This is a genomic window from Brevundimonas sp. Root1423, assembly GCF_001426805.1.
In genome coordinates this window covers 21,902-46,678 of record NZ_LMFL01000011.1, presented here as the reverse complement: position 1 = coordinate 46,678, position 24,777 = coordinate 21,902, and the positions used below count along the sequence as shown (strand labels likewise).

Annotated in this window: 21 protein-coding genes and 1 pseudogene; 8 read left to right on the top strand and 14 right to left on the bottom strand. The window is 71.4% G+C overall.

The window, feature by feature from the left end; all coding sequences use genetic code 11:
- Positions 1-2: 2 nt before the first annotated feature.
- The gene (gene copC, locus ASD25_RS07165; RefSeq protein WP_055831560.1) at positions 3-365 is read right to left on the bottom strand and encodes a copper homeostasis periplasmic binding protein CopC; all 363 of its coding nucleotides are present in this window, start codon (positions 363-365) and stop codon (positions 3-5) included.
- Positions 366-590: 225 nt separating this feature from the next.
- On the opposite strand from copC, the gene ASD25_RS07160 reads away from it, so the two are divergent.
- The 3 genes from ASD25_RS07160 (at position 591) to ASD25_RS07150 (ending at position 5,284) form a co-directional block, all read left to right on the top strand.
- On the top strand, positions 591-1,670 hold the full coding sequence (locus tag ASD25_RS07160; RefSeq protein WP_055831561.1) for a site-specific DNA-methyltransferase: 1,080 nt from the start codon (positions 591-593) through the stop codon (positions 1,668-1,670).
- Positions 1,671-1,808: 138 nt separating this feature from the next.
- Positions 1,809-2,918, top strand: a complete 1,110-nt coding sequence (locus ASD25_RS07155) for a glycosyltransferase family 4 protein (protein WP_055831562.1) — start codon at positions 1,809-1,811, stop codon at positions 2,916-2,918.
- Positions 2,919-3,136: 218 nt separating this feature from the next.
- A complete protein-coding gene (locus tag ASD25_RS07150; protein WP_055831563.1) occupies positions 3,137-5,284 on the top strand; it encodes an amylo-alpha-1,6-glucosidase in 2,148 nt (715 codons plus the stop codon).
- Here the strand turns inward: ASD25_RS07150 and mutY are convergent.
- Positions 5,281-6,321 carry an A/G-specific adenine glycosylase gene (gene mutY / locus ASD25_RS07145; RefSeq protein ID WP_055831564.1) on the bottom strand — a complete coding sequence of 347 codons (1,041 nt, stop codon included), beginning with the start codon at positions 6,319-6,321 and terminating at the stop codon, positions 5,281-5,283. The two genes, ASD25_RS07150 and mutY, sit on opposite strands and share 4 nt — an antisense overlap.
- Before the next feature lie 21 nt (positions 6,322-6,342).
- Here mutY and ASD25_RS07140 point away from each other — a divergent pair, with 21 nt between their 5' ends.
- The 4 genes from ASD25_RS07140 (at position 6,343) to smc (ending at position 11,755) form a co-directional block, all read left to right on the top strand.
- Positions 6,343-6,909 (top strand): DciA family protein, encoded by a 567-nt coding sequence (locus ASD25_RS07140; protein WP_055831565.1) that lies wholly within the window; start codon positions 6,343-6,345, stop codon positions 6,907-6,909.
- A gap of 102 nt (positions 6,910-7,011) precedes the next feature.
- Entirely contained in the window at positions 7,012-7,665 is a 654-nt protein-coding gene (locus tag ASD25_RS07135; RefSeq protein WP_055831566.1) for a DsbA family protein, read from the top strand.
- Positions 7,666-7,673: 8 nt separating this feature from the next.
- The gene (locus ASD25_RS07130; RefSeq protein ID WP_200943563.1) at positions 7,674-8,300 is read left to right on the top strand and encodes a thioredoxin domain-containing protein; all 627 of its coding nucleotides are present in this window, start codon (positions 7,674-7,676) and stop codon (positions 8,298-8,300) included.
- Positions 8,301-8,314: 14 nt separating this feature from the next.
- The gene (gene smc / locus ASD25_RS07125; RefSeq protein ID WP_055831567.1) at positions 8,315-11,755 is read left to right on the top strand and encodes a chromosome segregation protein SMC; all 3,441 of its coding nucleotides are present in this window, start codon (positions 8,315-8,317) and stop codon (positions 11,753-11,755) included.
- Positions 11,756-11,898: 143 nt separating this feature from the next.
- On the opposite strand, the gene ASD25_RS07120 is transcribed toward smc, so the two are convergent.
- Positions 11,899-12,627: a WecB/TagA/CpsF family glycosyltransferase gene (locus ASD25_RS07120; protein ID WP_055831568.1), complete on the bottom strand. Its 729-nt coding sequence runs from the start codon at positions 12,625-12,627 to the stop codon at positions 11,899-11,901.
- Between the two features lie 48 nt (positions 12,628-12,675).
- Between ASD25_RS07120 and ASD25_RS07115 the strand changes: the two genes are divergently transcribed.
- Positions 12,676-13,158 carry a surface-adhesin E family protein gene (locus ASD25_RS07115; protein WP_235561802.1) on the top strand — a complete coding sequence of 161 codons (483 nt, stop codon included), beginning with the start codon at positions 12,676-12,678 and terminating at the stop codon, positions 13,156-13,158.
- Here the strand turns inward: ASD25_RS07115 and murG are convergent.
- From murG to ASD25_RS07065, 11 genes and pseudogenes are all read right to left on the bottom strand, one after another.
- Positions 13,155-14,237: an undecaprenyldiphospho-muramoylpentapeptide beta-N-acetylglucosaminyltransferase gene (gene murG / locus ASD25_RS07110; RefSeq protein WP_055831569.1), complete on the bottom strand. Its 1,083-nt coding sequence runs from the start codon at positions 14,235-14,237 to the stop codon at positions 13,155-13,157. The genes ASD25_RS07115 and murG overlap by 4 nt on opposite strands.
- A gap of 7 nt (positions 14,238-14,244) precedes the next feature.
- Positions 14,245-14,937 (bottom strand): annotated as a pseudogene (locus ASD25_RS31755) (FtsW/RodA/SpoVE family cell cycle protein); the annotation flags it as partial.
- A 1-nt stretch (position 14,938) separates the two neighbouring features.
- Positions 14,939-15,504 (bottom strand): FtsW/RodA/SpoVE family cell cycle protein (locus tag ASD25_RS31750; RefSeq protein WP_235562642.1); only part of this gene is annotated, 566 nt, incomplete at its 3' end.
- On the bottom strand, positions 15,501-17,021 hold the full coding sequence (gene murD / locus ASD25_RS07100) for a UDP-N-acetylmuramoyl-L-alanine--D-glutamate ligase (RefSeq protein WP_055831571.1): 1,521 nt from the start codon (positions 17,019-17,021) through the stop codon (positions 15,501-15,503). The genes murD and ASD25_RS31750, both read right to left, overlap by 4 nt.
- A gap of 154 nt (positions 17,022-17,175) precedes the next feature.
- Entirely contained in the window at positions 17,176-18,285 is a 1,110-nt protein-coding gene (gene mraY, locus ASD25_RS07095; RefSeq protein ID WP_055831572.1) for a phospho-N-acetylmuramoyl-pentapeptide-transferase, read from the bottom strand.
- Entirely contained in the window at positions 18,285-19,685 is a 1,401-nt protein-coding gene (gene murF / locus ASD25_RS07090; protein WP_055831614.1) for a UDP-N-acetylmuramoyl-tripeptide--D-alanyl-D-alanine ligase, read from the bottom strand. The genes mraY and murF overlap by 1 nt, the downstream gene beginning before the upstream one ends.
- A 91-nt stretch (positions 19,686-19,776) precedes the next feature.
- Positions 19,777-21,243, bottom strand: coding sequence for a UDP-N-acetylmuramoyl-L-alanyl-D-glutamate--2,6-diaminopimelate ligase (locus ASD25_RS07085; RefSeq protein WP_055831573.1), 1,467 nt, complete (start codon positions 21,241-21,243; stop codon positions 19,777-19,779).
- Positions 21,240-22,973, bottom strand: coding sequence for a penicillin-binding protein 2 (locus tag ASD25_RS07080; RefSeq protein ID WP_055831574.1), 1,734 nt, complete (start codon positions 22,971-22,973; stop codon positions 21,240-21,242). Before ASD25_RS07080 ends, ASD25_RS07085 begins: the two co-directional genes overlap by 4 nt.
- Entirely contained in the window at positions 22,970-23,383 is a 414-nt protein-coding gene (locus ASD25_RS07075) for a hypothetical protein (RefSeq protein WP_055831575.1), read from the bottom strand. The genes ASD25_RS07080 and ASD25_RS07075 overlap by 4 nt, the downstream gene beginning before the upstream one ends.
- Positions 23,380-24,330: a 16S rRNA (cytosine(1402)-N(4))-methyltransferase RsmH gene (gene rsmH / locus ASD25_RS07070; RefSeq protein WP_055831576.1), complete on the bottom strand. Its 951-nt coding sequence runs from the start codon at positions 24,328-24,330 to the stop codon at positions 23,380-23,382. The genes ASD25_RS07075 and rsmH overlap by 4 nt, the downstream gene beginning before the upstream one ends.
- A complete protein-coding gene (locus ASD25_RS07065) occupies positions 24,327-24,776 on the bottom strand; it encodes a division/cell wall cluster transcriptional repressor MraZ (protein ID WP_055831577.1) in 450 nt (149 codons plus the stop codon). The genes rsmH and ASD25_RS07065 overlap by 4 nt, the downstream gene beginning before the upstream one ends.
- Position 24,777 lies beyond the last annotated feature (1 nt).

Genomic DNA, 24,777 nt, shown 5'->3' with positions numbered 1-24,777 from the left:
CGTCAGCGCACGGTGAAGGTATAGGAGCCCGTCATGCGGTGCCCGTCACGCGACGCGATGCGCCAATCGACGCGGTAGGCCCCGGCGGCCAGCGGGCGCGTCAGGACCCCCGTCAGAGTCTTGCCGTCCTCGGCGACTGCGGTCCGGACCGCGACCTTGTCACCCGCTGCATTGACGACATCAAAGCCGGAAAAGGCGGGAACCGTGCGCTCGCTGAACGTCAGGCTCAGCGTCCGGGTCGCGGACACAGTCGTGTTGGGCGCCGGTGTCCCGCTGACCAGCCGGGCGTGGGCCGCGGCCGGTCCGGCGGCGAACGCGACGATCGTCGCGACGGCGATAAGGGGCGCGGGATTGAAGTTGCGCATGCCTGGTCTCCTGACGTCCGGCCGCTTCCGGCCCTGTGTTTCTCTACGCGCCACGAGCGCGCTTTCCTCATGAAGGACGATCGCGGCCAATCCAAGGACCGACCGCGGCCCCCTTATGCAAACTCCCTCCCCCGAAGTGGGGAGGAAGAACGATGGGTCGCTTAAACCGCCCTTAACCGCGCTCATTCACCAATCGGTCCTCAAGCTGTACGGGGCCGCGTTTCCATGTCCGATCTGAAGACCGACGTCGTCATGAGGGGCGACTGCATCGAGGTGTTGCGGTCCCTGCCGGACGCCTGCGTGGACATGGTCTTCGCCGACCCGCCCTATAATCTGCAGCTGGGCGGCGACCTGCTGCGGCCGGACAACAGCCTCGTCGACGCCGTGGACGACGACTGGGACAAGTTCGACAGCTTCGCCGCCTATGACGCCTTCACGCGCGAATGGATGACGGAATGCCGCCGGGTGCTGAAGCCCGAGGGCTCGATCTGGGTGATCGGCAGCTATCACAATGTCTTCCGGCTGGGCGCGGCGATCCAAGACCTGGGCTTCTGGGTCCTGAACGACATTATCTGGCGCAAGTCCAACCCGATGCCGAATTTCAAGGGCACGCGCTTCACCAACGCCCACGAGACCCTGATCTGGGCGGCGCGGAGCCGCGACCAGAAGCGTTACACCTTCAACTACGACGCCCTGAAGGCCTTCAACGAGGACGTTCAGATGCGGTCCGACTGGACCCTGGCCCTGTGCACGGGCGAGGAGCGGATCAAGGACGCCGACGGCCGGAAGGCCCATCCGACCCAGAAGCCCGAAGGCCTGCTGCACCGGGTGCTGATGGCGGCGACGCGGCCGGGCGACGTGGTGCTGGACCCCTTCTTCGGCACCGGCACGACCGGGGCGGCCGCCAAGCGGCTGGGCCGGCGCTGGATCGGCATCGAGCGCGACGAGACCTATGCCAAGGTGGCCGAGAAGCGGATCAAGGCGGTCATCCCCGCCGCGCCCGAGGATCTGGTGGTCATGGGCTCGAAGCGGGCCGAGGTGAAGGTGCCGTTCGGGGCCCTGGTCGAGGCCGGGCTGCTGTCGCCAGGCGACAAGCTCTACTGCCCGCGCGGCGACCGGGAAGCCCGGGTGCGGGCCGACGGCTCGCTGGTGGCCGGCGAGATGAGCGGCTCGATCCACAAGCTCGGGGCCCTGTTCGAGAACGCGCCCGCCTGCAACGGCTGGACCTACTGGCGCTTCAAGACCGACCAGGGGCTGCGCTCCATCGATACCCTGCGGGCCGAGGTCCGCGCGGGGATGCAATAGGCTGCGACCGATCGTCTGGGTGCGGTAACCGACAGAGAAGACACGCGAAATTCGCTTCTTTCGGACGGAACCCGTCCACCTGACCGATGGTTGATACAGGAGCGCCCCCGGCCCCGGGGCGCCGACGGAACCATCGAGATGAAGATCGCCCAGGTCACCCCCCTGTATGAGGCCGTGCCTCCGAAGCTGTACGGCGGCACCGAGCGCGTCGTGGCGCACCTGACCGACGCCCTGGTCGACCTCGGCCATGACGTCACCCTGTTCGCCTCGGCCGACGCCGAGACGCGGGCGCGCCTGATCCCCGTTCGCGATCAGGCCATCCGTCTGGATCCGGCCCCGCTCAAGTCCGACCTGGCCGCCCACATGACCATGCTGGCCGAAGTGCTGAAGCGCGCCGACGACTTCGACGTGATCCATTTCCACACAGACATGATCCACTTCCCCTTCTTCTCGCGCTGCGCCGACAAGACGATCACGACCCTGCACGGGCGGCTGGACCTGAAGGACCTCGCCGGCGTGTACGAGCGCTGGAACGAATTCGGCCTGGTCTCGATCTCGGACGACCAGCGCCGCCCCCTGCCCCTGGCCAACTGGAAGGCCACGGTGCACCACGGCATGCCGGGCGAGACCTACAAATTCTCGCCGAAGGCCCAGGGCTATCTGGCCTTCCTGGGCCGCATCTCGCCCGAGAAGCGGCCCGACCGGGCCATCGAGATCGCCGTCAAGCTGAACAAGCCGCTCAGGATCGCGGCCAAGGTCGATGCGGCCGACAAGGTCTATTGGGAGACGGTCATCAAGCCGATGGTCGACGCCAATCCGCTGGTCGAATTCGTCGGCGAGATCGGCGATCACCAGAAGTCCGCCTTCCTCGGCGGGGCCGAGGCCCTGCTGTTCCCCATCGACTGGCCCGAACCCTTCGGCCTGGTGATGATCGAGGCCATGGCCTGCGGCACGCCGGTGGTCGCCTTCCGCTGCGGCTCGACCCCGGAGATCATCGAGGACGGCGAGACCGGCTTCCTCGTCGATACGCTGGAACAGGCCGTCGCGGCGGCCGGGCGGGCGCATCTGCTGGACCGCGAGGCGATCCGGGCCCGGTTCGACCTGCGCTTCTCGGCCACGGCCATGGCGCGGCGCTATCTCGACGTCTACGGCGACCTGCTGGCCCGAAGGCCCTATGCGGAAGAGCCTCTGGCCGAGGTGGTGACGCCGCTGCGGGCCCATGAGGGGCGCAGTTTTTTCTCCGCATAGTCTTCCGTTCATCCCGGCGACAGCCGGGACCCAGTGCTGCGGGTGATGCAGCGGGGCCGAGGATCTCGGCTCGCCGGTCCTCTGACACCGGCGTCAAGCTGGACAGAACTGGGTCCCGGCTTTCGCCGGGATGAGCGGAAGAGTGAACGGGCCGCGCCATCAAGCGTTCGCATTTGCGCGCCAGCCTGTCCGCCCCGGCCACCGCCCCTGGAGTCTTCATGGACGACGCCTACAACGTTCAGACCACCGCGCTCGACACGTCCGAAGCCGACGGGCTGGAACGGCTTATGGCGCTGAAGGACGGCGACACCTTCGCCGTGGCGGATGGCTGGGGCGATATGAAGGGCGGGGCCGACGGCCTGTTCGAGCAGGACACGCGGATCCTGTCGCGACTGGTCCTGACGGTCGGGCTGGCGCGGCCGTCGCGGCTGAGCTCGGGGGTCAGCCAGGACAACGTCTACTTCACCTGTCACTCCACCAACCGGCCCCTGCCGCCCATGGGCGGGCGTTCGGCGCCGGCGGGGGTGCTGCATATCGAGCGTCGGCGCTTCATCCGGGACCGGCGCATGTTCGAGCGGGTGCGGATCGTCAATCACGGCGTCGAGGACATGCTGCTGCCGCTGGCGATCGATTTCGCCGCCGACTTCGCCGACATCTTCCAGGTGCGCGGCACGCTGCGCGAGAAGCGGGGGACCACCGAGACGCCGACGCATGACGGGCGGCGGGTCACCTTCGCCTACGCCGGGCTGGACGGCGTCCGCCGCACCAGCTGCCTGGCCTTCTCCGAACCGCCGGCGCGGCTGACCGGCGCGCGAGCCGAATTCATGTTCAGCCTGCCCCGGGGCCGGCGCAGCGATCTCTACATCGAATGCGGCCCCGACCGATGCGAGCAGCCCGACGAGGCGCGCTACCGGTTCCATGCGGTGGCGGCCCGGCTGGCCATGCGCACGCGCCGGAGACGCGGGGCGTCGCTGAGAGGGCCCCGCAGCCCACGGTTCAACGACTGGCTGGACCAGAGCCGGGCCGACGTGGCCCTGCTGACGACCGACCTGCCGACCGGGCCCTATCCCTATGCCGGCGTGCCGTGGTTCTCGACGCCCTTCGGGCGCGACGGGATCATCACCGCCTGGCAGATGCTGTGGCTGGACCCCAGCCTGGCCAAGGGGGTGCTGACCTATCTGGCCATGCGCCAGGCGACGGAATTCTCGGCCTTCCAGGACTCGGCGCCGGGCAAGATCATGCACGAGACCCGCGGCGGCGAGATGTCGGCGCTCGGCGAGGTGCCGTTCGGCCTCTACTACGGCGGGGTCGACACGACCTGCCTGTTCGTGGCCCTGGCCGGAGCCTATGCGCGGCGGACGGGGGATTTCGCCCTGATCCGCCAGCTGTGGCCCAATCTCATCGCCGCCGTGGGCTGGATGAAGGATCACGGCGACATCCAGGGCGACGGCCTGATCAGCTACCAGCGCGGGGCCGAGACGGGCCTGTCGAACCAAGGCTGGAAGGATTCCGAGGACTCCATCTTCCACACCGACGGCCGCTTCCCCAAGGGACCGGTCGCCCTGCTGGAGGTGCAGGGTTACGCCTATGCCGCCTGGCAGGCGATGGCGGACCTTGGCGCGGCGCTCGGCGATCCCGGCGCCCTGGGCTGGGCGGCGCAGGCCGAACGGGTGCGGGCCCTCGTCGAGGACCGGTTCTGGATGGAGGAGGAAGGCTTCTACGCCATCGCCGTCGACGGCGACGGCGAGCAGTGCCGCTCGATCGGCTCCAACGCCGGCCATCTGCTATTCACCGGCCTGCCCTCGCCGGAGCGGGCGAAGCGGGTCACGAAGCGGCTGCTGGGGGCCGAGTTCCGCTCCGGCTGGGGCGTGCGGACGCTGGCCACGGGTCAGGCCCGGTTCAATCCGATGAGCTACCACAACGGCTCGGTCTGGCCTCACGACACCGCCATGGCGGCGGCCGGCATGGCCCGCTACGGCGAGCGGCGGGCGGTAGCCCTGCTGCTGGGCGAGATCTACGCCTCGGCGACCCATTTCCACCTGCGCCTGCCCGAGCTGTTCTGCGGCTTCGAGCGGCAGACCGGCGAGCCGCCGATCGCCTATCCGGTGGCCTGCCTGCCCCAGGCCTGGGCGGCGGGGTCGGTGTTCCTGATGCTGCAGTCGGCGCTGGGGATCAGCCTCGACGCCGTGGCCGGGACGGTCGAGATCGACGACCCGGTGCTGCCGGCGGGCATCGATCGGCTCAATGTCACCAATCTGCAGGTCGGCGACGGCGTCGTGGACCTGGCCTTCCAGCAGATGGGCCAGCACACGGTGGTCATCCCCCAGCGCCGCGAGGGACCCGTGTCGGTGCGCACCGTTCGCTAGGCAAGGCCCCGCTCCAGGGCCTTGCGGAAGACGGTGGGCAGGGATCGCAGGGCCTCGTCGGGGTCGGTCCAGAGGAAGTCGCCCGCTCCGGTCGCGGTGCGGACGTCCAGCGTCAGCGAGAAATGGGTGAAGACGTGCTCGACCGCACCCGCGCCGCGCCAATCGGCGGCGACAGGGGGCGAGGCCTCGGCCGCGTCCACCGCCCAGTCAGAGGTCGGCAGGCCCGTCATGCCGCCCAGCAGCCCCTTGTCCGGCCGGCGCACCAGGGCGACCCGGCCCCTGTCGTCGCGCAGGACCCAGGCGGTTCCGGTCCGGTGCGGGCGCACAGTCTTCCTTGTCTTCAGCGGCCAGCGCTCCGGCGCGCCCGACCGGAAGCCGGCGCACCAGGCCGTCAGCGGGCACAGATGACACAGGGGCCGGCCGGGACGGCAGACCGTGGCCCCGAGATCCATCAGCGCCTGGGCCCAGTCTCCGGGCCGGTGATCGGCGACAAGGGAGGCCGCCCGCCGGCGCAGTTCGGGTTTTGCCGCGGGCAGCGGCGTCTCGACCGCGAACAGCCGGGCCATGACGCGCTCGACATTGCCGTCCACCACATTGGCGGGGCGGCCGAAGGCGATGGCGGCCACGGCGGCGGCGGTGTAGGCGCCGACGCCCGGCAGGGCCAGCAGTCCCGCCTCCGTGTCGGGGAAGACGCCGCCATGGTCCCCCGCCACCGCGCGGGCGCAGGCCAGCAGGTTGCGGGCGCGGGCGTAGTAGCCGAGGCCGGCCCAGGCGGCCATGACGTCGCTGTCCGCCGCCGCCGCCAGATCGGACACGGTCGGCCAGCGGGCGGTGAAGGCCTCGAAATACGGTGTGGCGTGTGGTGTGGTGGTCTGCTGCAGCATGACCTCGGACAGCCACACCCGGTAAGGATCGGGGGCCGCCGCGCCGGGGGCGCCGCGCCAGGCCAGGGTGCGGCGGTGAGCGTCGTACCAGTCCAGCAGGGCGGCGCGCAGGGCTGGCAGGTCGGCGGACGGGTGAACCGGGACGGGAGGCATCGACCGCGCTATAACCCGGAAATGCCCCGCCCGCTGCCCACCGACGCCGAGGTCCGCGAAATCCTGTCGCGACGACGCACGCGTCCGGCCCCGCGTCCCGCGCCCAAGGCCGGGCGGGCGCTGCAGGGGCTGATCAAGGAACTGGACGCGAAATTCGGCCGCGGCGCCCAGGCGCTGGAGCCGCGCTGGCGCGAGATCGTCGGCGACCGGCTGGCCAGGGTGACCCGGCCGCAGAAGCTGACCAGGGGACGCGGCGGCACCGGCGGGACGCTGGAGCTGCGCGTGGCCGGTCCGGCGGCCCTGCTGGTGCAGCACCAGTCGGAAGACATCATCGCCCGGGTGAACCTGTTCCTCGGCGCGGGCAGCGTCGACCGCCTGCGCATCGCCCAAGGGCCGGTGAAGCCGCCGTCCGACATCGCCGCCCCCCTGAAGCGCCGCCCCGCCGCCGAGCCGCTGGCGGCCCGGGACGAAGCCGCGCTGAAGGCGGCCGTGGCGGACGCGTCCGACGCCCTGAAGGGCCCGCTGGAACGGCTGGGACGGGCGGTTCTGGGCGACCCCGGAAAAGGCCGCGACCGCGCGGGCCGTTGACAAAACTTCGCCGTTTCTGTTCTCGAAGGTGGTCAGGCGCGCGCGACCGCGGGGAATCGCGCGATACTCCGGAAATTCCCGCCGCCAGTTGAGGACGACGCCATGAGCGCCATCACGAAATACGCCGCCATGAACCGCCGTGCGGCCATGACCGCCGCCGCCATGGCCGCCATGGTCACCCTGGCCGGTTGCGGCGGGGGTGGAGCGGGCGCGACGGCCGAGGGCGACATGGCCTTGGGAGCCCCCGAGGGCGCCAAGGTCACCGTGGTGGAATACGCCTCGGTCACCTGCCCCCACTGCGCCGCGTGGCAGGAAACGACCTGGCCGGCGTTCAAGGCCGCCTATGTCGACACCAACAAGGTCCGCTACGTCTTCCGCGAACTGCCGACCCCGCCGAACAATGTCGCCGTCGCCGGCTTCATGATCGCCCGCTGCGCCGGCGAGGACAAATATTTCGACGTGGTCCACGGCATCATGGCCAGCCAGGCGGAATGGCGCACAGGCGTCAATCCGCGCGACACCCTGTTCCGCGTCGGCAACGGCGCCGGCCTGAACAACCAGCAGATCGAGGCCTGCATCAAGGACCCCGAGAACCTGAAGGCCTCCGAGGAGCGCTCGAACGCGGCCATCAAGGCCGGCGTCACCGGTACGCCCGCCTTCTTCGTCAACGGGGTGCAGATCATCTCGCCCGGCGAGGAGGGCGCGACCATGGCCGATCTGTCGAAGGCCATCGAGGCCGAGCTGGCGAAGGGCTGATCGCGCCGGTGCGGCCGCCGCGTCTCCTGCTGATCCTGGCGCTGGCGACGGCGCCCCTCGCCTCGGTCTCGGCCTCGGCGCCCGCGGTCGCGACCGAACAGGTCGCGCCGGTCACGGCGGCCGACCGCAGCATCGGTCGGGCCGACGCCCCGGTGACGGTGATCGAATACGCCTCGTTCGCCTGCCACCTCTGCGCCGACTGGCATCAGCTGGTCTATCCGACCTTCAAGACGCGGTTCATCGACACCGGCCGGGTGCGGTACGTGTTCCGCAACCTGCCCACGCCGCCCGAGGAGATGTCCCTGCCGGCGGCGGCCCTGGCGCGCTGCGCCGCGCCGGGCAAATTCTTCGACGTGGCCGCCAGCCTGATGCACGGCCAGGCGGCGGTGCTGCGCGGCGGGGATCGCGACGACTGGTACGCCCCCGCCATCGCCGTCAGCGGCCGGACACGGGCCCAGATCGACGCCTGCGCCGCGACCCCGGCGACCCGGGCCGCCATCAACCGCGACATCGACAGCGCCATCGCCGCCGACATCGACAGCACCCCGAGCTTCTTCGTCAACGGACGCCGGGTGACGGACCGTTCGCTGGGCGGACTGGAGGTCGCGATCCGGGCGGCCGCATCCGGCCGATGACCGCGTAGGGACCCATGCAGTTCCAGCGCCTCCGGCTCGTGGGCTTCAAGTCCTTCGTCGACCCCGCCGAGGTGCATATCGAGCCGGGCCTGACCGGCGTGGTGGGGCCCAATGGCTGCGGCAAGTCCAATGTGCTGGAAGGCCTGCGCTGGGTCATGGGGGCCAATTCGGCCAAGGCCATGCGCGGTCAGGGTATGGACGACGTCATCTTCGCCGGCGCCGCCAACCGGCCCCCGCGCAACCACGCCGAAGTCCAGCTCACCATCGACAACGCCCAGCGCCGCGCGCCCCAGCCGTTCACCGACAGCCCCATGCTGGAGGTGTCCCGCCGCATCGACAGGGGCCAAGGCTCGACCTATCGCATCAACGGCAAGGAGGTGCGCGCGCGCGACGTGCAGCTGCTGTTCGCCGACGCTTCGACCGGCGCCAACTCGCCCGCCCTCGTGCGTCAGGGCCAGATAAGCGAACTGATCGCCGCCAAGCCGCAGAACCGCCGCCGCATCCTCGAGGAGGCCGGCGGGGTGGCCGGCCTGCACACCCGCCGGCACGAGGCCGAGCTGCGGCTCAAGGCGGCCGAGACCAACCTCGAACGGCTGGACGACATCGGCCGCGAGCTGGAGACGGCGCTGACGCGGCTGCGGCGCGAGGCGCGGCAGGCCGAACGCTACAAGAAGATTTCCGCCGAGATCCGCGCCCTGCAGGCCGCCCTGCTGTTCGTGCGCTGGAATGATGCCCGGGTGGCCGCCGAGGCCGCCGCGGCCGAGCTGGCCGGGGCCGACCGGGCCGTGGCCGAGGCGAGCACGGCCTCGAGCCGGGCCCAGACCGCGGCCCTGGCGGCGCAGGAGGCGCTGAAGCCGGCGCGCGAGGAGGACGCCGTCGCCGGCGCCCTGCTGCACCGCGCCTCGCTGGAGCGCGACCGGCTGGACATGGCCGAACAGGCGGCGCGGGCCGAGGTCGAGCGGCTGACCGCCGAGACGACGCGCATCGCCGCCGACATCGAACGCGAGACCGCCATGGCCGGCGACGCCGGGGACGAACTGGCCCGGCTGGGCGCGGCCCTGGAGACCCTGACCGCCGAGATCGCCGGCGCCCCCGCGCGCGGCCCGGAACTGGAAGCCGCCCTCGCCGCCGCCGAGGACGCGCGCAAGGCCGCCGACGCCGAGGTCGAACGGGTCGCCGGAGCCGTGGCCTCGGTCGAGGCGCGCGTCAACGCCGAGAACGCCCGCAAGCGCGACGCCGAGGCCCGGGTCGACCGGGCAGAGGCGCAGCTGGAGTCGGCCCGGGCCGAGCGCGCGGCGCTGGGCCCGTTGCAGACGCCCGAGATCGAGGCGGCGACGGCGACGCTGGCGACGGCCCAGGCCGAACTGGCGGCGGCGCGGGCGGCCGTGGAGACGGCGGAAACCGAGCGCGGCGACCGGGCCCGGGCCGAGGCCGAGGCGCGCACGGCGGCGCGCGCGGCCGAGGACCGGCTGGGCCGGCTGCAGACCGAGGCGCGGGGACTGGCGCAGCTGCTGGTGCAGGGAAAGCGGGAATATCCGCCGGCGCTGGACGGCGTGCAGGCCGACAAGGGCTATGAGGCCGCGCTGGCGGCGGCGCTGGGGGACGATCTGGACGCGGCGCTGGACGCGCGGGCGGCGGCGTACTGGGCCGGGGCCGGCGTCCCCTCCCCGTCATGGCCAGAGGGCGTCAAGCCGCTGGCGGACCATGTTTCGGCGCCGGCTCAGCTGGCGGCGCGGCTGGCCCACTGCGGGGTGGCGTCGGCGGGGGACATCGAGCGGCTGGCGAAATCCCTGCCGGTCGGCGCGCGGCTGGTGACCCGCGAGGGCGACCTGTGGCGCTGGGACGGCTTCGTGCAGCGCGCCGCGGCGCCGCGTCCGGCCGCCGTGCGTCTGGCGCAACGGTCACGGCTGGCGGAGCTGGAGGCCGAGATCGACACGGGCCGACCGGCGCTGGACGCGGCCCAAGCCGCGCAGAAGGCGGCGACCGAGGCCTTCCGGGCGTCGGAGGAGGCGGTGAAGACGGCCCGCGCGGCGCCCTTCCCGCTGGACAAGGCCGTCACGGCGGCGCGCGACCGGGTCGAGGCCCTGGGCCGCGAACAGGCGCGCAAGGAGGCGCGGGCCCAGGCGCTGGACGAGACGATCGCGCGGCTGACGACCGAGGTCGAGGCGGCGCAGGCGGCCCTGGCGGAGGCGCAGGGAGACGACGCGCCGTCGGAGACCCTCGACGGCCTGCGCGCCGAACTGACGGCGGCCCGAACGGCGGCGGACGCAGCACGCGGCGCGGCGGCCACGGCGCGGGTCGAACGCGACGCCGAGGCGCGCGAGGTGGCGGGGCGTCAGGCGCGTCTGGACGGCCTGACCCGCGAACGCGACGGCTGGTCCGCGCGGGCGAAGGATTCCACGGCCCGCATCGCCGCGCTGAAAAAGGACGCGGAAAAGGCGGCGCAGCGGCTGAAGCAGGCGGCGGACGCGCCGGAACAACTGGCGGCGCAGCGCTCATCCCTGCTGGACGCCCTGACCGCCGCCGAGACCCGGCGCAAGGCGGCGGGCGACGCCCTCGCCACGGCCGAGGGCGCGGCCGGCGAGGCCGACCGGGCGGCGCGGGCGGCCGAAAGCGCGGCCTCGACGGCGCGAGAGGCGCGGGCCGGGCTGGCGGCGCGGGCGGAGGCGGCGGCCGAACGGCTGGCCGAGACCGAGACCAACCTGCGCGAGACGGCCCAGATGTCGCCGGAAGAACTGGGCCAGAAGCTGACCGACGACGCCATCGCCCGTCCGCCCGACGCCGCCGGGGCCGAGAGCCTGCTGTACGGTCTGGAGCGCGAGCGCGAAGCCCTGGGCGCGGTCAATCTGCTGGCCGAGGACGAGGCGCTCGAATACGGCGACCGGCTCAACACCATGAAGGTCGAGCGGTCGGACCTGACCTCCGCCATCGCCAGGCTGCGCGACGGCATCGATGAACTGAACGCCGAGGGCCGCGAGCGTCTGGTGGCCGCCTTCGACATCATCAACGACAATTTCAAGAGCCTGTTCGAAGCCCTGTTCGGCGGCGGCCAGGCCGAGCTGAAACTGGTCGAGAGCGACGATCCGCTGGAAGCCGGTCTGGAAATCTACGCCTGCCCGCCCGGCAAGCGTCTGGCCGTCATGAGCCTGATGTCGGGCGGCGAACAGGCCCTGACGGCGGCGGCCCTGATCTTCGCCGTCTTCCTCGCCAATCCGGCCCCGGTCTGCGTGCTGGACGAGGTCGACGCCCCGCTGGACGACGCCAACGTCGACCGCTTCTGCCGCATGCTCGACGAGATGCGCAAACGCACCGACACCCGTTTCATCGTCATCACCCATAACCCGGTGACCATGAGCCGGATGGACCGGCTGTACGGCGTGACCATGCCCGAGCGGGGGGTGAGCCAGCTGGTCAGCGTGGATCTCACGCAGGCGGAAGAGATCGTGACCGCCTGATCCAAATTCCGCTCATCCCGGCGAAAGCCGGGACCCAGTTCTGTACAGCCTGACGCCGGCGTTTCAGGACTGCCGATCGCAGACTTCCGGAACCGCCTCATCACGCAAAGGACTGGGTCCCGGCTTTCGCCGGGATGAGCGGATTATCGGGATGAGCCCAGCAGTTCGGTGCGGACGAACCAGCCGAAGATGGCCGGCCCCTCGATGACGTAGCGGCGGAACATGCGGCGGGGCTGGCTCAGCAGGCGGTGCAGCCATTCCAGCGACAGCCGCTGGAAGATGCGCGGCGCGCGTTGCTGGCGGCCGGTCAGGAAGTCGACCGAGGCGCCGACGCACAGGGTCACGCCGGTGCGGCGGCCCGCCGCGCGCAGCGCGTGGGCGAACAGCTCCTGTTTGGGGAAGGAGACGCAGGCCAGCAGGACGTCCCACTCCGCGTGGGCGGCATGGCCGACGGCGGCGCGCCAGCCGAGCGTGCCGGGAACCAGCATGGGCGCCTCGAGGAATTTCAGCGTCTGGCGCGGATAGCGGGCCGCCAGATCGTCGAAGGCGGCGCGGTCGGGGCCGAAGACGGCGATGGTCAGGCCCTCGGCGGCCGGAGAGGCCAGCAGGTCGGCGGTCAGGTCGGATCCCGGATAGACCGGCAGGCGCACGCCCCGCAGCCGGGCCAGATGGGCGAGGATGCGGCTGTCGCAGACCTTCAGCCCGGCGCCCTCATACACGTCGCGGGGAACACGGCCGTCCATCAGCTTGATGACGTGGTCCACATTGGGCGTGACGACATAGCCATAGGCGTCGCGCGCCATGCCGAGGACGCGGTCCAGCATCGCGGACCGGTCGCCGCCGGCGAAATCGAGCGTCATGAAGCGCGTCATGGTCGACAGCCTAGTCGCATCCCGGTCAACGCGCGGTTACGATGGGACATGAAAACGCGCCTGCACGCCGTCGTCCTGACCGCCGCCCTGCTGGCCGCGCCCGCCTGCGCCCAGCCGCCGGCGCCGCAGCCCGAGGGGCACCGCCTCGTCCTGACCGGCGTGGGCCGGTTTGCGGTGCTGGCGGACCTGTCGACCATCTCGCGGCAGGGCGGCCGTGTGCGGATGCGCAGCCTGCAGGTCACGGAAGAGGATTTCACGGCCGGCGGCCAGCCCTGGTGGGGCGGCTGGTCATGGTGGACTTTCGACTGCGCGGCCAGAACCGCCGACCGGCTGGACTTCGCCGCGGTGCGCGAGGGCGGGGCCGAGGGGCCCGCGACGCCGGATCCGGCCCAGGCCTATGCCGCCGCGCCCGGCGGAGACGCAGCGGAACTGCTGGCGGTCGCCTGCGATCCTGCCTCCGCAGGCGAGGCCGACGCCGACAATCTGGCAGATGCGGTGCGGGTGGGGCGCGCGGCTCTGGCCGCGAACTAGGCCGCCGCCTCGACCATATCGGCCAAGGCCCGCGTCGCGTCCGGCAGGGCGGCTGACCGTGCGCCCGTACTCATCGCCGCCAGACGGGCCGGATCGGACAGCAGGGGCGCCAAGGCCGCCGTCAGGGCCTGAACCGTCACCTCGTCCTCCAGCATCACCTCGGCCCCGCCGGCCTCGGCCAGGCTGAGGGCGTTGAAGCGCTGGTGGTCGTCCATGGCGATCTTCAGCGGGATCAGCAGTGACGGCACGGCGGCCACGGCCAGCTCGGAACAGGTCGAGGCCCCCGCCCGGCCGATGACCAGATGCGCCGCCGACAGACGCCGGGCCATGTCGCGGAAGAAGGGCGCGACCTCGGCGGCGACACCGGCCTCGAGATAGATCTGCTGCGCGGCTTCCAGCGTCTCGGCCCGCGATTGCTGCTGCACCTTCAGCCGGGCGCGGATCGCCTCGGGCAGGGCCGCCAGGGCGCGGGGGGCGGTCTCGGCGAGGATGCGGGCGCCCTGACTGCCGCCGGTGACCAGCACATGGATCGGGCCGTCCGGCGAGGGCGGGCTCCAGACGCGGTCGTACAGGGCGCGGATATCCGGCCGCACCGGATTGCCGACCAGCGACACGCGCGCGCCCAGCCCCTGCGGCACCTTCTGCAGATCGGGGAAGGACGACGCCACCGCCCCGACATAGGGCGCCAGCCAGCGGTTGGTGCGGCCCAGCACGGCATTCTGTTCGTGCAGCAGGGTCGGCCGCCGCTGGCTGAGCGCGGCGATAAGGGCCGGCGCCGACGGATAGCCGCCGAAGCCGACGACCACGGCCGCGTCGAGACGATTCAGCGCCTTGCGGGCCTTGAGCACGCCGCGCGCGATGGCGACCCCGGCCTTGGCCATGCCGATCGGTCCGCGCCCGGTGGCGGCGTCGAGGGCGATCCGCTCCTCGGCGGGGAAGGTGTGGGCATAGGCCTCGCCGCGATGGTCGGTGGCCAGGACGATGCGCCAGCCGCGCGCCTGAAGCTCTCGCGACAGGGCCTCGGCGGGGAACATATGGCCGCCGGTGCCTCCGGCGGCGACGACGCAGACTCTGGACATCGGAAACCTACGGCAAAATCCGCCGGCCCTGCGGCAGGCTGGCCCCCGGCTCGTAGGCGCCGGGGCGGCGGCGGGTCAAGGCCAGGGCCAGGCCCATGGTCAGCCCCATGGCCAGCATCGACGAGCCGCCATAGCTGATGAAGGGCAGGGTCATCCCCTTGGTCGGGATCAGGTTCAGGTTCACCGCGATGTTGATGCAGGCCTGCAGTCCGATCAGCATGAACAGGCCGGCCGCCGCCGTCTGATCGAACGGGTCGGTCAGTTTCATGGCCCGGCGCATGCCGCGGACGACGATGAAGGCGTACAGGCCGATCATGGCCAGCGACAGGACCAGGCCGAACTCCTCGGCGCCGACGGAATAGATGAAGTCGGTGTGCAGGTCGGGCACCGAACGTTTCATCACCCCCTCGCCGACGCCGCGCCCGACCAGGCCTCCGGCGCGGATGGCCTCGGAGGCGCGGTCGATCTGGTGGGTGTCGGTGGTCTCGGGCGAGAGGAAGCGGCTGAGACGGTCGCGCATGTGGCTGAAGGCGAAATACAGGCCCACCACCCCCGCCATGCCGGCGGCGGCGAGGGCGGCGACCCATTTCAGGGGCACGCCCGCCATGAAGAAGACCGCCATGAAGGTGGTGGTGATCAGCAGGGTCTGGCCGATGTCTGGCTGGATCAGCAGCAGGCCCACGGTCAGGGCCCAGGCCCCNGCCATGAAGGTGGTGGTGATCAGCAGGGTCTGGCCGATGTCTGGCTGGATCAGCAGCAGGCCCACGGTCAGGGCCCAGGCCCCGAAGGCGATGCTGACGCCGGGCACCCCCTGCCCCTTCTGCGCCTCCGAGAACATCCAGGCGGCGAAGACGATGAGGCTGGGCTTGGCGAACTCGGACGGCTGCAGGCTGAAAGGCCCCAGATTGACCCAGCGCGCCGCCCCCTTCACCTCATTGCCGATGAATGGCAGGGCGGCCATGACGACGATGGCCCCCAGCAGGGCCAGCAGGGCGATGCGCCGCACGCCGCGCGGCGACAGCAGGGACGCCAGCAGCATCATCACCGTCCCGCCCGCCGCCCAGACGATCATCCGCCAGGAATAGTGGAAGGGATCGCTGATCGACTGATCCGCCAGAATGGCCGCCGGGCTGGAGGCGAAGCTCAGCGACACGCCCAACGCCACCAGCGTCAGGGCCGCGGCCAGCAGGCCGCGATCGACGGTCCAGAACCATTTGGCGATCGGGCTCTGGTCGTTGCGCGAGAAGGCGGGGCTGTAGTCGGTCATGACGCGCTGGCCGGTGTGGCGCCGAGGGCGAGGACGGCGGCGCGGAAGGCCTCGCCCCGCGCCTCGAAGTCCGGATACTGGTCGAAGCTGGCGGCGGCGGGCGACAGCAGCACCACCTCTTCGCGGCCGGTCGCGGCGGCGGCTTCGGCGGCGGCTTTCACGGCGCTGGCCATGTCGCCGCTGATCCGGTGCGGCGTCTCTCCCAGCCGGGCGGCGAACGGCCCCGCCGCCTCGCCGATCAGGAAGGCCTCGACGACGCGCGGGAAGAGGTCCTCCAGATCGTCGATCCCGCCCGCCTTGGCCCGCCCGCCGGCGATCCAGAAACTGCGTTCATAGCTGGCCAGCGCCTGCCGCGCGGCGTCGGCGTTGGTGGCCTTGGAGTCGTTGATGAAGCGGACGCGGCCGAGGCGAGCGACTTCTTCCATGCGATGAGCGAGGCCGGGGAAGGTCATCAGGCCTTCGACGGCGGCGGCGTGGCTCACGCCCAGCGCGCGCGCGGCGGCCCAGGCGAAGGCGGCGTTCTGGGCGTTGTGGCGGCCGGGCAGAGAACGGGCGTTCGACAGGCTGACGTCCGCTTCACGCCTTACGCTCAAGACCCCGTCGGCCGCCAGAATCCCTTCTCCCCTCGGGGGAGAAGGTGGGCGGCGGAGCGGCTCGGATGAGGGGGCTTGCGCCGCCTGCCCGGCGCCAGCCTGTGCGTGTGGGGCAGACCCCTCATCCGCCTCGCTCCGCGAGACACCTTCTCCCCCCAGGGGAGAAGGGAGGGTGCTGACCGTCGTGACGCGACGCCCGTTCTCCGCGAGGTCCGCCGCGATCGCCCGCCCCCATTTCTCATCCACGCCGACCAGCGCCAGCCCGTCGGCCCCCTGCGCCTGGAAGATCCGCGCCTTGGCCGCGACATAGCCCGCCATGCCCCCATGCCGATCCAGATGATCGGGGCTGACGTTGGTCAGGATCGCCACGTCCGGCGCGAAACCGGTCGTCAGATCCAGCTGGTAGCTCGACACCTCGATCACATAGACCGCGCCCGATGTCGGCGCCGGCAGCGCCAGCACGCCGATGCCGATGTTGCCGCCGACGTGGACCGTCAGCCCCGCCTGTTTCAGCACCCAGCCGATCAGGGCCGTGGTCGTGGACTTGCCGTTGGTCCCGGTGATGGCCACGATCTTCGGACGGTCGCTCTCCGGCAGGGCCGCGATCGCGCGGGCGAACAGTTCGATGTCGCCGATCACTTCGACACCCGCGGCCTTCGCCTTGCCGACGGTCCAGTGCGGCTCGGGATGGTTCAGGGGCGCGCCCGGCGACAGCACCAGGGCGGCGAAGCCCGACCAGTCGGCGCCGGTCAGGTCCTCGACGGCGAAGCCTTCGGCCTCGGCCTGCATGCGGCTGGAGACGCTGTCGTCCCACAGCACCGGCAGGGCCCCGCCGGCCTTCAGGGCGCGGGCGGCCGTCAGTCCCGACCGTCCCAGGCCGAAGACCGCGATGCGCCGCCCTTCGAAACCGGGGACGGGGATCATGGCAAAAGCTCCGTCATCCTCGGGCTTGACCCGAGGATCAGATGTTCCGCAGGCGCCGCGCCAGGGCGGTGCGAACTCACCAGCGATCGCGCGCGCGTACGGTCCGGCCCTCGGGTCAAGCCCGAGGGTGACGGTCTGTTTGATGAGGCCGGCTTCACCGCAGCTTCAGGGTGGCGAGGCCGAGCAGCGCCAGCATGGCCGAGACGATCCAGAAGCGGATCACCACGGTCGATTCCGGCCAGCCCATCTTCTCGAAATGGTGGTGGATCGGGGCCATCAGGAAGATGCGCTTCTTCGTGGCCTTGAAATAGGCGACCTGGATCATGACCGAGGCGGCCTCGATCACGAACAGGCCGCCGACGATGCCCAGCACCAGTTCGTGCTTGGTCGCCACCGCGATGGCGCCGAGCGCGCCGCCGAGGGCCAGCGACCCGGTGTCGCCCATGAAGATCTTGGCCGGGGGGGCGTTGTACCAGAGGAAGCCCGTGCCCCCGCCGATGATGGCGGCGAGGAAGATGGCCAGCTCGCCGGCGCCCGGGACGTGGTGGATGCCGAGATAGCTCGAGAAGATGAAATTGCCGGCCAGATAGGCGATGATGCCGAAGGCGGCGGAGGCCATCATTACCGGCACGATGGCGAGGCCGTCGAGGCCGTCGGTCAGGTTCACCGCGTTCGAGAACCCGACGATCGTGAAGGCGGCGAAGGCGACATAGAACCAGCCGACGTTGAGCAGAACGGCCTTGAAGAAGGGGAAGGCGATCGACGTCTCGAGGTTCGGGGATGTCGGCGACGCCTTCATCCAAAGCACCGTCAGCACGCCGGCGACCAGCGAGACGGCGACCTGGGCCAGCAGCTTCTGCTTCGAGGTCAGCCCCGCCGAGGTCTGTTTCGAGACCTTGGCGTAGTCGTCGATGAAGCCCAGCACGCCGAAGGCCGCGGTGACGAGGCTCACGATCCAGATGTAGGGATTGGTCAGGTCGCCCCACAGCAGCACCGCCACCGCGATGCCCGCCAGGATCATCAAACCGCCCATGGTGGGGGTCCCGACCTTGGACAGGTGCGAGACCGGGCCGTCCGAGCGGATCGGCTGGCCCTTGCCCTGTTTGAGCCGCATCCAAGCGATGAACCGGCTGCCCATGGCGACCGAGACGATCATGGCCGTGGCCATGGCCAGGGCCACCCGCACGGTCTGGTACTGGACCAGGTTCAGCAGCGGATAATCCTGGGCGATGTCGGCATAGTGGAGATACAGCAGGTAAAACATCAGCCAGCCCCTCCCAGAGCAGCAAGGGCCCGGGCGACCAGTGACGCCTTCGACCCGTTCGATCCCTTGACCATGACCACGTCGCCGGGCGCAACCAGAGCCGCGGCCTCGGCGGCCAGTTCGGCGGCGGTCTCGCGCCACAGGCCCCGACGGGCGGGCGGCAGGACGTCGTGCAGCCGCTTCATCTCCGGCCCGGCGGTGTGGACCAGATCCAGCGCGGCGGCGTCGATGGCCGCGGCCAGACCTTCGTGGAGGACGCGCGACTGGTCGCCCAGCTCCAGCATATCGCTCAGGACGACCACCCGCCGCCCGCCCGCTGACACCGGCCTGGCGCCGAGGCTGCGGAAGCCCGCGGCCATGGACAGCGGATTGGCGTTGTAGCTCTCGTCGATCAGGGTGAAGGCCCCGCCGGGCGCGGCCACGACCGTTGTCTGGCCCCGGCCCGCCAGCGGCTGGAAATCCGCCAGCGCGCTCAGCGCCGTCTCCAGCGGCACGTCGAGGGCGTCGAGCATCAACAGGACGCACAGGCTGTTGAGGCCCCAGTGGAAGCCGGACTGGCCGAGCGCGAAGTCGACCGTCTTGCCGAACATTTCGGCCTTCACCCGCGCGCCTTGCGGCAGGGGCTCGAAATCGATCAGCCGGGCGTCGTGGCCGGCGCCGGTCCCGAAGGTGACGCGCCGGGCCCCGGCCTTGCGCGCGGCCGCGTCCAGCAGGACGGAAAACGCCGTGTCGCCGTTCAGCACCGCCACGCCGTCGGGGGCCAGGCCTTCGAAGATCGCCGCCTTCTCGGCCGCCACCCCGGCCTCGCCGTCGGCGAAGGCCTCGATGTGAACCGGGCCGATGGTGGTGACGCAGGCGGCGTGGGGCCGGACCATCCTCGACAGGGGCGCGATCTCGCCCGGCGCGTTCATGCCGATCTCGAACACCGCCCGCTCGGTCGAGCGCGGCATCCGGGCCAGGGTCAGGGGCACGCCGATGTGGTTGTTGTAGCTCTTGATCGAGGCGTGGGCCGGGCCGGCCAGGTCGAGCCCCGCCTTGACCGCCTGGGTCACGCTGGTCTTGCCGACCGAGCCGGTGACCGCCCCGCGCCGGACCCGCGCGCTGCGCTCGCGCGCGGCGACGCCCAGGGCTTCCAGGGCCCGCAGGGTGTCGGCGGTGACGACGGACGGTCCGCCCTCGACCGGGTGTTCGGTGATCGCGCCGGCCGCGCCGGCGGCGAAGGCGGCGGCGGCGAACTCATGCCCGTCGCGCGCGCCCTTCAGGGCCAGGAACAGGTCGCCGGGCACGATCTCGCGGCTGTTGTAGGTGATGCCGGTCGCCTCGAAGGCGACCCCGGACAGGCGGCCGCCCGTCGCGGCTTCAATTTCGGCGGAGGTCCAGAGCGGAGCGGTGTCAGGCATGGAGGCGAAGGGCTTCGGCGGCGACGGTTGCGTCATCGAACGGATGAGTCGTCCCGCCGANATTTCGGCGGAGGTCCAGAGCGGAGCGGTGTCAGGCATGGAGGCGAAGGGCTTCGGCGGCGACGGTTGCGTCATCGAAGGGATGAGTCGTCCCGCCGATGATCTGTCCCTGCTCATGCCCTTTTCCGGCGATGACCACCACATCTCCGTCGCCCATCATCGCGATGGCCTGTTGAATGGCGGCGCGGCGGTCGCCGGTCTCCCGCGCGGACGGGCAGCCCTCGCGCACGGCGCGGCGGATGGCGGCCGGGTCCTCGGAGCGGGGATTGTCGTCGGTGACGATGGCCACGTCGGCCAGACGGCCCGCGATCTCGCCCATCAGCGGCCGCTTGCCCTTGTCCCGGTCGCCGCCGGCGCCGAACACCACGATCAGCCGGCCCGTCGCATGCGGACGCAGCGCCTTCAGCACGGTCTCCAGCCCGTCGGGCGTATGGGCGTAGTCGACATAGACCTCGCCCTTTCCGGAACCGGGAATGCGCTGCAGCCGGCCCTGGGCGCCGGTGATCTTCTCCAGCCCCGCCAGCACCCGCTCGGGCGTCTCGCCAGCGGCGATGCAAAGGCCGGCGGCGACGAGGGCGTTCGAGGCCTGGAAGGCCCCGGCCAGCGGCAGCAGCACCTCGTGCATCGTCCCGCGCGCGTCAATGGTCAGGCGCTGGCCCTCCGGCGTGGCCCGACGGGCGACCAGCGACAGGTCCCGCCCGCGCTCGCCCACGCCCATGACGCCGAGGCCCGACATGATCGAGGCGGCGGCGAAGCTGGAATAGGCGTCGCTGTCCGCGTTCAGCACGGCGGTCCGGCCGCGCGGCAGCAGGGTCTCGAACAGGCGCAGCTTGGCGGCGCGATAGGCCTCCATGTCGCCGTGATAGTCGAGATGGTCCTGGCTCAGATTGGTGAAGGCCGCGGCCTTCAGCGACACCCCGTCCAGACGCCGCTGGTCGATGCCGTGCGACGACGCCTCCAGCGCCAGATGGGTCACGCCCCCGGCGGCCAGATCGGCCAGCATGCGGGCGGCGTCGGCGGCGTCGGGACTGGTCAGGCCGGGGCCCGTCAACGCCCGGTTAACGTTACCTGATTGGGCCAAAACCCCAAGCGTCCCCATGCTCGCGGCATGGAGGCCCATGGAGGCCCAGATCTGGCGGCAGAAGGCGGCGACCGAGGTCTTGCCGTTGGTCCCCGTCACGGCGACGCAGGTGGCCGGCTGGGCGCCGTAGAAGCTGCGCGCGGCGATGGCGTAGGCGCGGCGCACGTCGCCCGAGGTGACCAGCACCGGCGCCATGGCCGCGTCGGTGTCGGCCGGCGCCAGCACGGCGGCGGCGCCCTGCGACAGGGCCTGCGGGATGAAGGCCCGGCCGTCGGCGGCGCTGCCCGGCAGGGCCACGAACAGCGAGCCCGGCGCGACCTTGCGGCTGTCGGCCGTCACACCGGTGATCACCGGGTCCGAGGCCACGTCGCGGCGCAGCAGCTCCGACAGTTTGACGGGGGACGGGACGGCGCTCATCGGCCGTCGCCTTCCAGATCCTCGAAGGCGGGGATCTTGTCGCCGACAGCGGTGCGATACGGGTCGGCGCGGCGCTGCACGTTCAGGAAGGGCGCGATCCGGTCGGCGATGCGGCCCACGGCCGGGGCGGCCACGAAGCCCCCGGTGCGCGGATAGGTTTGCGGCTCGTCGATCAGGACGAGGATCTGGTAGCGGCGCGCGTTCACCGGACCATCCGCCGGGAAGACGCCGGCGAAGGTGCCGACCGCGTGGGCGGTGGAATAGCGGCCGTTGACGGACTTGTTGGCCGAGCCCGTCTTGCCGCCGACGCGCAGGCCGGGCGCCTCGGCCCGGCCGCCCGAACCGCGCACCACATTGCGGCGCATCAGGTCCAGCATGGTCAGGGAGGTCTCGGGCGAGATCACCTGCCGCGCCTGCACATCGGGCCGCCCGCCCTTGCGCAGGGTCAGCGGAATATAGCGCCCGCCGTTGGTCAGGGCCTGCATCGCCGCCGCCATCTGCAGCGGCGTGATCGAGATGCCGTAGCCGAACGACAGCGAGGCCAGGGTCGAGTCCGACCATTCGCGCGGAATGATCGGGGTCTCGGAGGCGATCTCGAACGGCGCCCGCGACATCAGGCCGAAGCGCTGGAAATAGTCGCGCATGACGCGCGGCCCCATCTCGGTCGACAGGCGCGAGGTGCCGATGTTGGACGAGTGCAGATAGACCTCCTCCAGCGTCAGCACCTTGTTGGTGGCGTGGAAGTCGGTGATCCGCCGGTTGCCGATCTGCAGCGCCTCCGAGGCGTCCAGCAGGGTGTTCATGTCGGCCCGGCCGGTGTCGATGGCGGCGGCGACGGTGAAGGTCTTGAACACCGAGCCCATCTCATAGGTCGCGGCCGAGGCGAGGTTGCGCGAGTTCGCCCCCGGCCAGCTGGCCATGCCCAGGACCTCTCCGGTCTGGACGTCGGTGATGATGCCCACCGCGCCCTTGGCCCGGGTCTCGGCGGCGGCGGCGGCCAGCTCGTTCTCGAGAATGCCCTGGATGCGCAGGTCGATGGAGACCTGGAAGGTCTCGCCGCGCGCGCCGGCGGCGCGGATCTCGTCGTTGAAGGCGCGTTCGGCGGCGGACAGGCCGACCCCGCCGGTGTCGACATTGCCCACGACATGGCGCGCCGATTCGCCCAGCGGATAGACCCGCACGTCCTCGGGCTCGAAGCCGATCCCGCCAAGGGCCAGGGCGTGGACCGCCACCTTCTCCTGCGGCGTCAGGCGGTTGATGACCAGCAGGCGCCGGTCGCCATTCAGCACGCGGTTCAGCTTGGCCATCGAGACCCGCGGCAGGGCGCGCTTGATCTGGATCGCCGCCGCCTTGCGGTCCCACACCTCGCGCGGATCGATATAGAGGCCGTAGTGGGTGATGTTGGTGGCCAGCAGGGCGCCGTTGCGGTCGACCATGTCGGCGCGGACCACCGCATTGGGATGGACCGCCGACCCCGCCCCGCCCTTCGGCGTCAGCAGGGCCGCATGTGCGGCGCCCACGGCCAGACAGACGAACACCGCCGAGAACAGCGACAGGATGACGAAGATGCGGACCCGCGTGTCTTCCTCCGGCCGGGCGTCGGCGCGGGCGCGGCCGAACGAATGCTCGACCCACCACATGGCCTCGGCCAGCCAGCGCCACGAGGGCCTGTAGCGCCGCCCGTCGTAGGCGGGGGACCGGTCGGCGGCGAAGGGATCGTGCGCGCTCATTGCGCGGGCTCCGCGACCGGCGCGGCGGGGGCCGCGGCTTCGACGGGCGGCGCGGCGGCCGGAGCGGGCGGCGGCGCGGGCACGGCCGTCAGCGTCGACAGACTGGCCTCGGTCGCCTGGCGATGAACATCGACGGGCCCCAGACCCGCGCCGCGCGACAGGGCCTCCAGCCGGCCCGGCTGTTCCAGGCGGGCGACCTCTGCACGCAGCAGGCGGACGCGCTGGCCGTTGTCGGTGATCTGGCGTTCCAGATCGGTGATCCGGGCGCTCTCGCGGGCCGCCGCGGCCTTGGCCAGATAGACCGAGAAGACCATGGCCGCGACCAGCATGACGCCGATGATCTCGACCCAGCGCACGCCGCGGATTTTCCACGCATACAGCCGGTTCAGGGTGGCGACGGCCGGGCTCATGCGGCGATCCTCCCCCAGGGCGCGGCGTCGGTGCGCACGGCGGCGCGCAATTTGGCCGACCGGGCGCGCGGGTTCGACCCCAGCTCCGCCTGGCCCGCCTCGCGGGCGCCCTTGAACGACAGGGTGAAGCTCGGCTTGCGGGTCTCGATGGCGACCGGGGCGTGGCGCGAACCGCCGGGGGCGTTGCCGGTGCGCTCGGTCAGGAAGGCCTTGACGATGCGGTCCTCCAGCGAATGGAAGGTGACCACGACCAGGCGCCCGCCCGGCGCCAGCGTCGCCTCGGCCGCCTCCAGCCCGGCGCGCAGTTCGCCCAGCTCGTCATTGACGGCGATGCGCAGCGCCTGGAACACGCGGGTGGCGGGATGGATGGCCGCGCCGCGCCGGCCGCCCAGCGCCTTCTCGACCACGGCGGCCAGATCCAGCGTCCGCTCGAACGGCTTCTCGACCCGGCGGCGCAGGATGGCGGTGGCGACCCGGCCCGACTGGCGCTCGTCGCCATACAGTTTGAAGATATGGGCCATCGGCCCGTGGTCCCAGGTGTTGACGATGTCGGCGGCGGTCTGGCCCTCGTCCGACATCCGCATGTCCAGCGGCCCGTCGCGCATGAAGGAAAAGCCGCGCTCCGCCTGGTCCAGCTGCATCGACGAAACGCCGATGTCGAACACCACCCCGTCCAGCCTCGCCTCGCCCGATTGCGCGAAGGCGTCGGCCAGGCCCGAGAAGGGGGTGCGGATCAGCCGGAATTTGCCCGGATAGTCATTGGCCACGGCGTCCGCATGCGGCTGCACGGTCGGGTCGCGGTCCAGACCGATCACCGTCGCCCCGGTCGCGAGGATGGCGCGGGTATAGCCGCCGGCGCCGAAGGTGGCGTCGATGATCACGTCGCCGGGACCCGGGGCCAGGGCCTCGATCACTTCATCGAGCAGAACCGGGGCGTGAGGGCTCATGCGCCCTCCCCTTTCACGTCGTCGCCCAGCATGACCTGACGGGCCAGGGCGCGGCGGGCGTCGCGGCGGGCGTTCCAGCGCGCCCGGTCCCAGATCTGGAAGCGCGGGCCCAGGCCGACGATGACCACGTCCTCGCCCAGGCCGGCGTCCTGACACAGGCTTTCCGGCAGGGTGATGCGGCCGCCGCCGTCGTACGAGAGCGGGCGCTGGCCGGCGTAGAAGGTTTCCTCGAGCGCGGTGCGCCGGTCGCTGCCGAACGGCAGGGCCTCGATGCGGGCGACGTATTCGGCCATCAGCTTGTCGCCGCCGGCCTCCAGGCAGTCGGACGCCATGGAGAAGAAGCAGAAGACGCCGTGCTCGGCGCCGTTGTCGGCGGTGCGGAACTCCTGCGGAATCAGCAGGCGTCGCTTTCCGTCCAACTGTTTCTCATAGGTCGAGAGAAACACG

Excerpts from the sequence above, each read along its gene's own strand:
- mraY (WP_055831572.1), bottom strand. The coding sequence starts at position 18,285 with ATGTTTTACCTGCTGTATCTCCACTATGCCGACATCGCCCAGGATTAT.
- murD (WP_055831571.1), bottom strand. The coding sequence starts at position 17,021 with ATGATCCCCGTCCCCGGTTTCGAAGGGCGGCGCATCGCGGTCTTCGGC.
- ASD25_RS07075 (WP_055831575.1), bottom strand. The coding sequence starts at position 23,383 with ATGAGCCCGGCCGTCGCCACCCTGAACCGGCTGTATGCGTGGAAAATC.
- smc (WP_055831567.1), top strand. The coding sequence starts at position 8,315 with ATGCAGTTCCAGCGCCTCCGGCTCGTGGGCTTCAAGTCCTTCGTCGAC.
- ASD25_RS07155 (WP_055831562.1), top strand. The coding sequence starts at position 1,809 with ATGAAGATCGCCCAGGTCACCCCCCTGTATGAGGCCGTGCCTCCGAAG.
- copC (WP_055831560.1), bottom strand. The coding sequence starts at position 365 with ATGCGCAACTTCAATCCCGCGCCCCTTATCGCCGTCGCGACGATCGTC.
- ASD25_RS07085 (WP_055831573.1), bottom strand. The coding sequence starts at position 21,243 with ATGAGCGCCGTCCCGTCCCCCGTCAAACTGTCGGAGCTGCTGCGCCGC.
- ASD25_RS07140 (WP_055831565.1), top strand. The coding sequence starts at position 6,343 with ATGCCCCGCCCGCTGCCCACCGACGCCGAGGTCCGCGAAATCCTGTCG.
- ASD25_RS07115 (WP_235561802.1), top strand. The coding sequence starts at position 12,676 with ATGAAAACGCGCCTGCACGCCGTCGTCCTGACCGCCGCCCTGCTGGCC.
- murG (WP_055831569.1), bottom strand. The coding sequence starts at position 14,237 with ATGTCCAGAGTCTGCGTCGTCGCCGCCGGAGGCACCGGCGGCCATATG.
- mutY (WP_055831564.1), bottom strand. The coding sequence starts at position 6,321 with ATGCCTCCCGTCCCGGTTCACCCGTCCGCCGACCTGCCAGCCCTGCGC.
- ASD25_RS07135 (WP_055831566.1), top strand. The coding sequence starts at position 7,012 with ATGAGCGCCATCACGAAATACGCCGCCATGAACCGCCGTGCGGCCATG.
- ASD25_RS07160 (WP_055831561.1), top strand. The coding sequence starts at position 591 with ATGTCCGATCTGAAGACCGACGTCGTCATGAGGGGCGACTGCATCGAG.
- ASD25_RS07120 (WP_055831568.1), bottom strand. The coding sequence starts at position 12,627 with ATGACGCGCTTCATGACGCTCGATTTCGCCGGCGGCGACCGGTCCGCG.
- rsmH (WP_055831576.1), bottom strand. The coding sequence starts at position 24,330 with ATGAGCCCTCACGCCCCGGTTCTGCTCGATGAAGTGATCGAGGCCCTG.
- murF (WP_055831614.1), bottom strand. The coding sequence starts at position 19,685 with ATGCCTGACACCGCTCCGCTCTGGACCTCCGCCGAAATTGAAGCCGCG.
- ASD25_RS07150 (WP_055831563.1), top strand. The coding sequence starts at position 3,137 with ATGGACGACGCCTACAACGTTCAGACCACCGCGCTCGACACGTCCGAA.
- ASD25_RS07080 (WP_055831574.1), bottom strand. The coding sequence starts at position 22,973 with ATGAGCGCGCACGATCCCTTCGCCGCCGACCGGTCCCCCGCCTACGAC.